Origin of the sequence: Propionivibrio sp. (assembly GCF_016790145.1) — a bacterium.
Classification (GTDB): domain Bacteria; phylum Pseudomonadota; class Gammaproteobacteria; order Burkholderiales; family Rhodocyclaceae; genus Propionivibrio.
Genome location: NZ_JAEUOI010000216.1, coordinates 1 through 10259 on the forward strand (window position 1 = coordinate 1; position 10259 = coordinate 10259).

Below are 10259 nucleotides of genomic sequence, written 5' to 3' on the forward strand. Positions count from 1 at the left end.
CAATAGGCGACCCTGAGACCGTGTGCCGTGCTCGTGCGATGCGTTTTTTGGCTACTGCCTGTGATGTCTTCAGGATGGCGGTTATTATCGGCTGGCAGCCCTGCCAGTTCCGATTGTTCAGCGATAGTCAATAAAGCGTGCTGGATAGTGGGCCGTTACCCACGCCAGAAAGACATATTTCACCATTTTCCCGATGCCGACGGCGATCAGTACACCAGTTGCCGAGGGGTTGACGAGCGAATAGAGAAATAATGCTGGCGTTTGCGGCATGGGAGAGCCGGCGATGATCATCAGAGCAAACAGGCCGTAGCTCTCCAGCCACTCGCTGGCCAATTGCCAGGTTACCGATTCGACCAATTCCGGAAAGCGCGAGATGACCAGCTCCCGGCCCAAGTAATGGAATAATTCAACCAGCACCATAGCTCCCATACCGCTGGCCATGCCGCACAGCAGGCCGAGCACCAGCCAGCGCCGTGGCGCGATGAGCACTGCAGGAATCAACACAATCACAAAGGGGAAGGCGAAAGTGGCGGCCGAGGCGAAGGCAATCAGCGCCACCACCAGCGGGTAATAGCGATGCCCGGCACTGCGATCGAGAACTCGCCGGAGCCAGGCGGGAATGTGCGGTCTGTTCATGCGATCATCTGCCGCTGGCCTGAAGTTATCCAGATCATCGGCTTGCCGACAGGCGGGCAAGTAGGATGGTATTATTTTTCATGTCGCTCAACGGTTTTTTTCTGAAGGAATTACTCTTGCATCCTGGATCAAACGAGTTCTCGCCCATGCTGTCGATTGTAAGCGCTTTAGGGTTCGGTACGCAGGTAGCGGCTGGCGTTGACGGCCCATCAGGCAAGGATACGGCTTCCGCTCGCAATAATAGATCTGGCGGATTCATCGGCGCTTTAAGGCCCAAGACTATCCTGCCGGAACCCTTGCGCGCCACTGATCATAGGCAGCACCCTTGGGCAAGCAGGCGGGCGCCATGCTGAAAAAGTTCTTCGCCGGCCTGCTTTCCGGCCTGATGGCGATCGTCCTTCCGGCCTGCGATGGCATCAATCTTGAGAAACTGAAACCGGGAATTTCGACGTTACAGGACGTGCGTGACATCATGGGGCCGCCGAGCATGGAGTGGGCGGATCCCGACGGTACGCTGACCTGGGAATATCCGCGCACGCCGGAAGGTATAGTCAACTACATGATCGTCTTCGGCCCCGACAAGCGGCTGCGCGAAGTGCGGCAGGTGCTGAGCGAGGAAAATTTTGCCCGGGTCAGGGAAGGCATGAGCCGCGAGGAGATACGCCGCCTGCTCGGCAAACCTGCGCACGAGTCCTACTTCCCGCTCAAGAAGGAACACGTCTGGGACTGGAAGAGCAAAGTCGAACCGGGCATGGTCTGGTTTTTCAACGTGCATTTCGACGAAAACGGGCGCGTGGTGCGGACAAGTTCAAGTTTTGACCCCAAGGGTTGACGAATCCGAAGGTCTGCAACTCACGTTCGGTGCCGGTTCCGGGTCAGCCTTGCTCTCCCGGCCGGCCAGCAGGCCTGATGGCATCAAGCGCTGTCGATGCCGTCATCAATTTTATTTCCAGCCCGAAAATCTGAATTCCCGACCTGTCGAAGTGGCTTGAAACAGTTTTGGAGACGGCTTTAGAGCTTGACAATCAAGGGCTTGATACGTAAATTTACGCCCTTGCCCGACTCCAGCACAGGGCTTGCGCCGATTTGATCTCTACAGATTGCGGGCGCGTTAGAAATTCCGCTAAAGCGAAGCCGGTAACGACACACGAAAACCCGTCGAGCTTTACGTTGACGGGTTTTTTCTTTACAAGCGGCCAGACAGGCTACGCACGACCAACAAGGTAGATACCATGCAGCCCGACCGTACAGCCGAACTGAAATCCCTGCTCGAAAAACGCATCCTCGTTCTCGACGGGGCGATGGGCACGATGATCCAGAGCCACCGGCTGCAGGAGGCCGACTATCGCGGCACTCGCTTTACCACCCACGCGCATGACCTGAAAGGCAACAACGATCTGCTGCTGCTGACCCGGCCCGATATCATTCGCGGCATTCATGCCGACTATCTGGCCGCCGGCGCCGACATTATCGAAACGAATACCTTCAACGCGACAGCGGTATCTCAGGCCGATTACAAACTCGAAAGCATTGTTTATGAGTTGAATGCCGCCGGGGCGAAGCTGGCGCGTGAAGTCTGTGACGAATACACTGCACAGGACCCGGCCAGACCGCGTTTCGTTGCCGGCGTGCTCGGCCCGACCTCGCGCACGGCGTCGATCTCGCCAGACGTCAACGATCCGGGCTGCCGCAATACCAGCTTCGATCAACTGGTCGACACCTACAGCGAAGCCATTCGTGGCCTGACCGACGGCGGCGCCGATATCCTGCTTGTCGAAACGATCTTCGATACGCTCAATGCCAAGGCGGCACTGTTCTCGATCGAGCAGTATTTTGAACAGGTCGGCCGACGCTGGCCGGTGATGATCTCCGGCACCATTACCGATGCCTCCGGGCGCACGCTTTCCGGGCAAACCGCCGAGGCCTTCTGGAACTCGCTCAACCATATCCGGCCGCTGTCCTTCGGGCTGAACTGCGCGCTCGGCGCCGCCGAACTGCGCCAGTATGTCGAGGAACTTTCGCGCATCTGCGAGTGCTTCGTATCGGCGCATCCGAACGCCGGTTTGCCCAACCCGCTGTCGCCTACCGGTTACGACGAAACCCCCGAGCAACTGGCGAAGGAAATCGTCGACTGGGCGCAACACGGTTTTGTGAACATCGTCGGCGGCTGCTGCGGCACGACGCCGGCGCACATTGCGGCCATTGCGCAAGGTGTCGCTGGCATCAAGCCGCGCCAGATTCCGCAAGTCGAAAGGAAGCTGCGCCTCAGCGGCCTGGAGCCCTTCGACGTCGGTCGCGAATCTCTCTTTGTCAATGTCGGCGAACGCACCAACGTCACCGGCTCGAAAGCCTTTTCGCGCATGATCCTCGAAGGCCGCCTTGACGATGCGCTGGCGGTCGCCCGCCAGCAGGTCGAAAACGGCGCGCAGTTGATCGACATCAACATGGACGAGGCGATGTTGGACTCGAAGGCAGCGATGGATCGCTTCCTCAAGCTGATCGCCACCGAGCCGGACATCTCGCGCGTGCCGATCATGATCGATTCCTCGAAGTGGGAAATCATCGAGGCCGGCCTCAAGTGCATCCAGGGCAAAGGCATCGTCAATTCGATCTCGATGAAGGAGGGCGAAGCGGCCTTCCTGCACCAGGCCAGACTGGCACGCCGTTATGGCGCCGCCGTGGTGGTCATGGCCTTCGACGAGGCCGGGCAGGCCGACACCTACCAGCGCAAGACAGAAATCTGCAAACGCGCCTACGATTTGCTGACGGCAACGCCGGAGCACGGCGGAGCAGGTTTCCCGCCCGAAGACATCATCTTCGACCCCAACATATTCGCCATCGCCACCGGCATCGAGGAGCACAATAACTACGCCGTCGATTTCATTGAGGCGTGTCGCTGGATTCGCGCCAATCTGCCCTGGGCGCAGATTTCCGGCGGCGTCTCCAACGTCTCCTTCAGCTTCCGCGGCAACGACCCGGTGCGCGAGGCGATCCACACCGTCTTCCTCTACCACGCGGTCAGGGCCGGGCTGTCGATGGGTATCGTCAACGCCGGCATGCTCGGCGTCTATGACGATCTCGATCCGGCGCTGCGCGACAAGGTCGAGGACGTGGTACTCAACCGCAACGCCGAAGCCGGCGAAGCGCTGGTCGAGTTCGCGCAAACGGTCAAGGAAGGCAAGGCGAAAGACTCGGGGCCCGATCTCTCGTGGCGCGAACTGTCGGTCGAAGCGCGTCTCTCGCATGCGCTGGTCAAGGGCATCACCGACTTTGTCGTAGCCGACACCGAGGAATGCCGCGCTGCGCTGGAAGCCGCCGGCCAGCCGCCACTGGCGGTCATCGAAGGGCCGCTGATGAGCGGCATGAATGTCGTCGGCGACCTCTTCGGCGCCGGCAAGATGTTCCTGCCGCAGGTGGTCAAATCGGCGCGTGTCATGAAGCAGGCGGTGGCGCATCTGATTCCCTATGTCGAAGCCGAGAAGCTGCGTACCGGCGCCACCAGCAAGGGCAAGATCGTCATCGCCACGGTGAAGGGCGACGTTCATGACATCGGGAAAAACATTGTCGGCGTGGTGCTCGGTTGCAACGGCTACGACATCGTCGATCTCGGTGTCATGGTCTCCTGCGACAAGATCCTGCACGCGGCGAAAGAGCATGGCGCGCAGGCCATCGGCCTGTCCGGGCTGATCACGCCCTCGCTGGAGGAGATGAGCCACGTTGCGGCCGAAATGCAGCGTCTTGGCTTTGCCGACGGAACCCATGACCAGGCCATCCCGCTGCTGATCGGCGGTGCGACGACCAGCCGTGCGCATACCGCGATCAAGATTGCGCCGCATTACAGCGGCCCGGTCGTTTACGTCCCGGATGCGTCGCGCGCCGTCGGCGTCGTCACCAAACTGTTGTCGATCGATAACGCCGCCGGCTTCAAGGCCGAAGTCGCCGCCGACTACGACAAGGTACGCGCCCAGCACGCCGGCAAGAAAGGCATCCCGCTGGTGTCGCTGGAGAAGGCGCGCAGCAATCGTCTGGCGTGGAACAGCGATCCGGCCTACCAGCCGAGCGCACCGAACAAGCCCGGTTTGCACGTGCTGCGCAACATCGATCTGGCGACGCTGGTCGACTACATCGACTGGGGCCCGTTCTTTCAGACCTGGGATCTGGCCGGCAGTTATCCGAAGATTCTCGACGATGCGACGGTCGGCGAAGCGGCGCGCTCGGTCTTTGCCGATGGCCAGGCCATGCTGGCGCAGATCATTGCCGAGCGGCACACCAGCCCGTGGATCACCGCCAACGCCGTTTTCGGTCTCTATCCGGCCAACGCCGTTGGCGACGACATCGATATCTACAGCGACGAATCACGTCGCGAAAAACTGATGACCTGGCACAACCTGCGTCAGCAGCATGAGCGCCCTGCGGGCAAGCCTCATTACTGTCTGAGCGATTTCGTCGCCGACAGATTTGATCAAGGCGGCGCGCCCGACTGGGTCGGCGTTTTCGCCGTCAGCGCCGGGCTGGGCATCGAGCAGAAACTTGCCGAATTCGAGGCCACGCACGACGACTATCGCGCGATCATGCTCAAGGCACTTGCCGACCGCTTCGCCGAAGCCTGTGCCGAGTGGCTGCACGCGCAGGTACGGCGCGACTACTGGGGCTACGCCGCTGCAGAGTCGCTCGCCAGCGATGCGCTGATCCGCGAGGAATATCGCGGCATCCGGCCAGCACCCGGCTACCCGGCGTGCCCCGATCATACCGCCAAGGGCGCATTGTTCGCGCTGCTCGACGCCCCGGCCAATGCCGGCATGGGCATCACCGAATCCTTTGCCATGACGCCGGCCGCCGCCGTTTCCGGCTTCTACCTGGCGCATCCGCAAGCGCAGTATTTTGCCGTGAGCAAGATCGGCCGAGACCAGTTGGAGGACTGGGCGAAACGTGCCGGCTTCAGCGTCGCCGAAGCCGAGCGCTGGCTGGCGCCGCTGCTCTGACTGAGATGGATTTGTCGCCTCACCACATGATGGAAGTCGTGGGACTGCACGTTCCCCTCGGCCCCTCTCTCGGAGCGCGAGGGGAGGTTTGTGAGCCGCTGGCGCGACATTCACGCTAAAAGCACCGGCCATGCAACTCGATCTTTTCCTGCACAGCGCCGACGTTCAACTGCGCAATGCCGTCATCGCGGCACTCTACGCCCGCGACGCCGAGGCCATGCGTATTGCCTTGGACCGCCTGCTTGCCGAATTCCCGAATGACCTGCATCACGCTGACTTCGAGCATCTTTATTCCGAGCTTTCAGCGTTAAGCCAGGAGGCGGGCTCAGCGTCGGCCATTGCACAACGGGTCGAGTGTATCGAGACCCGCTTGCAGCCACCCCTACAAAAGATGATCGGCACAGACGCGGCACAGCACTGGATTGAACCAGTATACGGCCAGTTGGCGCGCGCGGCTTCCGGCCAGGCATTTACGCGCAGCCTGGCGCAGGCCTACGCGGGCGGACTTTTTCTCCGGGCGAACGAACTCGCTCTGGCACGCGCGTCTGTTTTGGCGATTCCATCCTGGCGACGCATCCCCGAAGCGCTGGCCTGGATGACCGAAATCGCCTTGCGCGAAGACAAGCCCGACGAGTACTGGCCACTGGTTGCAGAACTGGCGTGGATCGCCCCGGCCCTGCTCGCCGCTTTGCTCGCCGTCGGAGTCCATTGTGCGGCCCCCGCTACCGTTCTGCGCTACTATCGCGAATTCTGTTCCGAGGCCGAGGCGGATGGTGAGACCGATGAGATCGTATGGTTTCCCGCCTGGCTGATGATCGAACACGCCGAGCTGCTGCCGTGGCTGCGTACCGCTCATCCGCACGACTCGCGTCCGGCACGTAGCGCGGCCTTGCTCATCGACCTGTTGCTCGGTGAACGCCGCGGGCTGACGCCGGCTGTGGTCGATAAACGCCAGCAATTGCGTGATCTGGCACCGGCAATTTTTGCGCGCTACATGGCGCGCCGCTGATTTACAGACTATTCTTTCTACATACCAAAATCATGAAAAAATCCCGTACCGAGGAACGTCCGCAACCGGCCCAGATCGAGGCCATCGAGCGCTGTATCGAGCGCGGCAAGCTGGCCGAGGCCGACGAACGGCTGAAGCGTCTGCAAGCGGCTTTCCCAAACTTCAAACCGCTCAGACGCTTGGCTTACGAGATCGCCCGGGAAAGCGGCGACACCTTGCGTAGGGTCTTTAGCGCCTGGGAATGGTGCGCCGCCTCACCCAACAGCACGCCGGCCTTCACCGCGCTTGCCGAGAGTAGCGGTGTCCATTTCCCCTATCTGTTTCTCCATGCGCTGGAACAACTCATGGCTCTCGGAGAAAATCCAGGGGTCGACCTGGCAACGGTGCGCGCTGCGCTTTCTTCAGACATCAGCGAGGACGAGGGACGACGTATCGACTTGTGCCAGGTACTTCTTGCCAGCGGAAAAGCCGCTGAAGCCGGTGCACTGGTTGAACACATCACGCAGGTGTCGGCGCAGAACAATTTCGGCCAGGCACTGTTTGCCCAGGGGAAAATCGTGCGCGCCGACGCGGTCTTCGCTGCAGTTGTGGAATCGGCGCCGGAGAATCTTTTTGCGCTTGGACGGCTACTCACACTGCGCCTCTGGCTGGCCGGGCGTGACGCCGCCCTGCCCCTGGCCGATCGCCTGCTTGCCCTCATGCCGAAAACCATCGACGCAGCAGGCCAACAGATTGATGGGGCAATTCTTCTGGGGCGGCTCAAACAGGCCGAAGCCGTTTATCTGGCTACCCTGAAAGCACCGTGGTACGCAGAAAACAGCAAGCGCGATGCGCAAGCGGAAGCTCGCCTGCACATGAGCGGCGCACTCGTTGCCTGGCGTCAGGAACGACACGAGGTAGCGGTCTCGCGGCTCGACATAATCAGCGATGATAGTGAAGACATCGCCAACCTGCGTACCCAGTGCACTTTCTTCCGCATGACCGCCAATACGCCGGACTGGACGATCGGCCAACTAACGCAATGGTGGCCCATTGCTCACATCCTCTCGCTCCACCCGGAGAAACTCACCAAAGACGGCGAGCTTTTTACCCTCTGGCAGGTTCCGATGCCGCATCCGGATTACCTGCTTGCCGTCGCCCTCAATGGCGGCAAGGCGGCACGCAGCCTGGCCATCGCCGCCTTGCAGTTCCAGGCGCAGTCCGCAGAATTTGACCAGTCTGCCGCACGGCTGGCGATGATCGAGCTGCTGAATCTCCCCTGTGGCCCGGATGCCGTGCGTAGTGCCCTGCATCGCTGGCTGATCGAAACGGGACTGCTGGAAAAAGACGCGCCGGTCTTGCTGCACGTCGGCGGCAAGAGCACCGAGGCGCGTCCGCTCGAACTCACCATCCACGCCGAAGCCATGGAAGAGGAAACCGTGCTCGACGCGGCAGATCAGAGGATTTATGGCGAGGCGATGGATCTCATCAATCGGGGACAGAGCGCCAAAGCGCAGCAACTCATGGAAAAGTTGTTACCCCGCTACCCGGATTACCCGCGCGTTTTGACGGCTGTCGCTGTGCTGCGCGAGGCCGGCGGCGAACCTATAGATCAATGGGCACCGCTGATCCGTCGTGCGGCAGAAATCGATCCGGACTATTTTTTCGCGCGAACCGGATTGGTCAAGCTGCTGGCCGCAGAGGGCAAAGTGGCTGAGGCGAGTGCGCTGCTCGCCCCGCTGCTCGAATTGAAGGAAATGCACAGTTCGGAATGGCGATCGCTGATCCTGGCCCAGATACAACTCGCCAAGGCCAATGCGGATCTGCCTGCACTCACACGCCTGAATGCGATGCTGCGCGATTGTATTGAACGATTCGGCTGAACATGGTCGTCATGATGATCTTGCGCCACGCTACTCCCTGGCGTTGTCGGCTCGTGCAACGCATCTGGCCTGTAGCTCACCCCGGATAACCTGGAAGAGATCAACCAACGGGTCGTTCAAGCCGGGCATGTCCTGGAAAAAAATGGATGACGCAGCGCTGCGTGGGCACTGCGACTCCTTTGTCCTTGAAACGAATGTGACTACCCCACCGACATCAATCTGCTCAGTGATCCCCTGCTCAAGGCTATCCCCCTCCTCGCTCAGTGGTGCTACGCCCTCTCAGTCTCAGTGACTGGTGCCAGCACTCCTACAAGGTCAATCACGTCAACCGTTTCATGCGCTCGGCACAAAACAAGAAACGCATCAAGGCCAAATAGCTGTCGCGAACAGCGCTGTTTGAGCCAGAGCCCAACAATTTCTGCGAACCGACGGGTTGCCAGAGGCAATCGCGCAAGCACCTGCCAGGAAATGCGATCCAAGTCGCGCGCTGTGCACCGCTCGAATCAGGCGCGACCTTGGTGGCAGGCTGGCCGTTCGCTGCATTCGCTTCAGTCCGCTTTCCCCATGAAGTGTTTGGCATAGCGGCCGTCGAGGCGCGACATCGGCATCAGGATCGGCAGGTCGGCGGTGTTGAAATCAGGATCCCAGGCGGGATCGCCACAGACGTAGGCGCCAGCGCGCAAATAGCCCTTGATCAGTGGCGGAAGTTCCGCCGGCAGATCGTGTTTCAAGGCTGCCAACGGCAGCGGGCAGCGCGGGAAAACGCGATATTCGATCGGGCTCATGTTCTCGCCAAGCCGGTTAAACAGGCTGGCGGCGGCATGCCCGCCGTCGACCATGCTGATGCTGGCGCAACCGATCAGATAGTCGTATCTATTTTCCATCATGTATCGGGCAAGACCGGCCCACAGCAGGGTGATCGTGGTGCCGGTGCGGTAGTCGGCATGCACGCACGAGCGCCCGATTTCGACCATGCGCGGGCGCAGATGGTGCAGGCGAGTCAGGTCGAATTCATTCTCGGAATAGTAGCTGCCGATCTGACGTGCATTATCCGGCGACAGGATGCGATAGGTGCCGACCACGGCGCCGGAGTTTTCGTCACGCACCACCAGGTGTTCGCAATACGCGTCGTAGATGTCCTGATCGACACCCGGTGTGCGGGTCGGCAGGTTGGCGCCGAGTTCGCCGGCGAAGATGCGGTAACGCAGCTTCTGCGCTTCGAGAATCTCGCGCTCGCTGTGAGCGAAACCGACCGAGAGTTTATGACGAACTGGTTTGGCGTAGTGCAGGCTGTCGATTGACGTTGCGGTCATGGTCCATCTCCTTGTTGTCCCGGAGACAGACAGTAGGCATAAAAGATTACAGCAGGATTGCAGTCTGGTTAAGTTTCGGTTTAACAATGTTCGATTCGGTTTGCAGAGTTTGTTTTCAAGGCTGATATTCCAGCTTGACCCCTTCCGTTTCATCACCCAATTTCATCCGGATATCAATAAAAGCGCGTTTGTCTTCAATCGCTATATGGTGCTGTAGCCATTTTTTTACAAACCCTAGCAATTCGGTATTTACCGATACCTTGCTTTCGATCACTTTGCCTTGCAGCTTGGCAAGTTGATTTCTGAGTTGATCGTGATATTTCCCATGCGTCCCGATGTCACGATAACCAAAATCGAATAACAGTCTTTCTTCACAGCCGAAATGCACGTTGGTGTAGTGCACCAGTTCATTCAATAATTCTTCGACTGTTTCCACATCCGCATCATTTGAAACTAT

General features: G+C 59.9%; 7 protein-coding genes. 4 read left to right on the top strand and 3 right to left on the bottom strand.

The features are described from left to right. Positions 1 to 117: 117 nt before the first annotated feature. A complete protein-coding gene (locus JNM42_RS17400) occupies positions 118 to 636 on the bottom strand; it encodes a hypothetical protein (protein ID WP_294273182.1) in 519 nt (172 codons plus the stop codon). 346 nt (positions 637 to 982) lie between these two features. Here JNM42_RS17400 and bamE point away from each other — a divergent pair, with 346 nt between their 5' ends. The 4 genes from bamE (at position 983) to JNM42_RS17420 (ending at position 8489) form a co-directional block, all read left to right on the top strand. Continuing rightward, positions 983 to 1468: an outer membrane protein assembly factor BamE gene (bamE, locus tag JNM42_RS17405; RefSeq protein ID WP_366504473.1), complete on the top strand. Its 486-nt coding sequence runs from the start codon at positions 983 to 985 to the stop codon at positions 1466 to 1468. Positions 1469 to 1868: 400 nt separating this feature from the next. Next, entirely contained in the window at positions 1869 to 5618 is a 3750-nt protein-coding gene (gene metH / locus JNM42_RS17410; protein WP_294273184.1) for a methionine synthase, read from the top strand. 130 nt (positions 5619 to 5748) lie between these two features. Continuing rightward, positions 5749 to 6627 carry a hypothetical protein gene (locus JNM42_RS17415; RefSeq protein WP_294273186.1) on the top strand — a complete coding sequence of 293 codons (879 nt, stop codon included), beginning with the start codon at positions 5749 to 5751 and terminating at the stop codon, positions 6625 to 6627. Positions 6628 to 6659: 32 nt separating this feature from the next. Continuing rightward, complete coding sequence (locus tag JNM42_RS17420; protein ID WP_294273188.1) at positions 6660 to 8489, top strand: hypothetical protein; 1830 nt, start codon at positions 6660 to 6662, stop codon at positions 8487 to 8489. A gap of 548 nt (positions 8490 to 9037) precedes the next feature. Here JNM42_RS17420 and JNM42_RS17425 read toward each other — a convergent pair. Together JNM42_RS17425 and JNM42_RS17430 are read right to left on the bottom strand one after the other, a co-directional pair. After that, positions 9038 to 9802 (bottom strand): GNAT family N-acyltransferase, encoded by a 765-nt coding sequence (locus JNM42_RS17425; RefSeq protein ID WP_294273191.1) that lies wholly within the window; start codon positions 9800 to 9802, stop codon positions 9038 to 9040. Between the two features lie 115 nt (positions 9803 to 9917). After that, the coding region (locus tag JNM42_RS17430; protein ID WP_294273193.1) for a hemerythrin domain-containing protein at positions 9918 to 10259 on the bottom strand (342 nt) is incomplete at its 5' end.

Coding starts and splice junctions, on each gene's coding strand:
- JNM42_RS17400 (WP_294273182.1), bottom strand. CDS start 636: ATGAACAGACCGCACATTCCCGCCTGGCTCCGGCGAGTTCTCGATCGC.
- bamE (WP_366504473.1), top strand. CDS start 983: ATGCTGAAAAAGTTCTTCGCCGGCCTGCTTTCCGGCCTGATGGCGATC.
- metH (WP_294273184.1), top strand. CDS start 1,869: ATGCAGCCCGACCGTACAGCCGAACTGAAATCCCTGCTCGAAAAACGC.
- JNM42_RS17415 (WP_294273186.1), top strand. CDS start 5,749: ATGCAACTCGATCTTTTCCTGCACAGCGCCGACGTTCAACTGCGCAAT.
- JNM42_RS17420 (WP_294273188.1), top strand. CDS start 6,660: ATGAAAAAATCCCGTACCGAGGAACGTCCGCAACCGGCCCAGATCGAG.
- JNM42_RS17425 (WP_294273191.1), bottom strand. CDS start 9,802: ATGACCGCAACGTCAATCGACAGCCTGCACTACGCCAAACCAGTTCGT.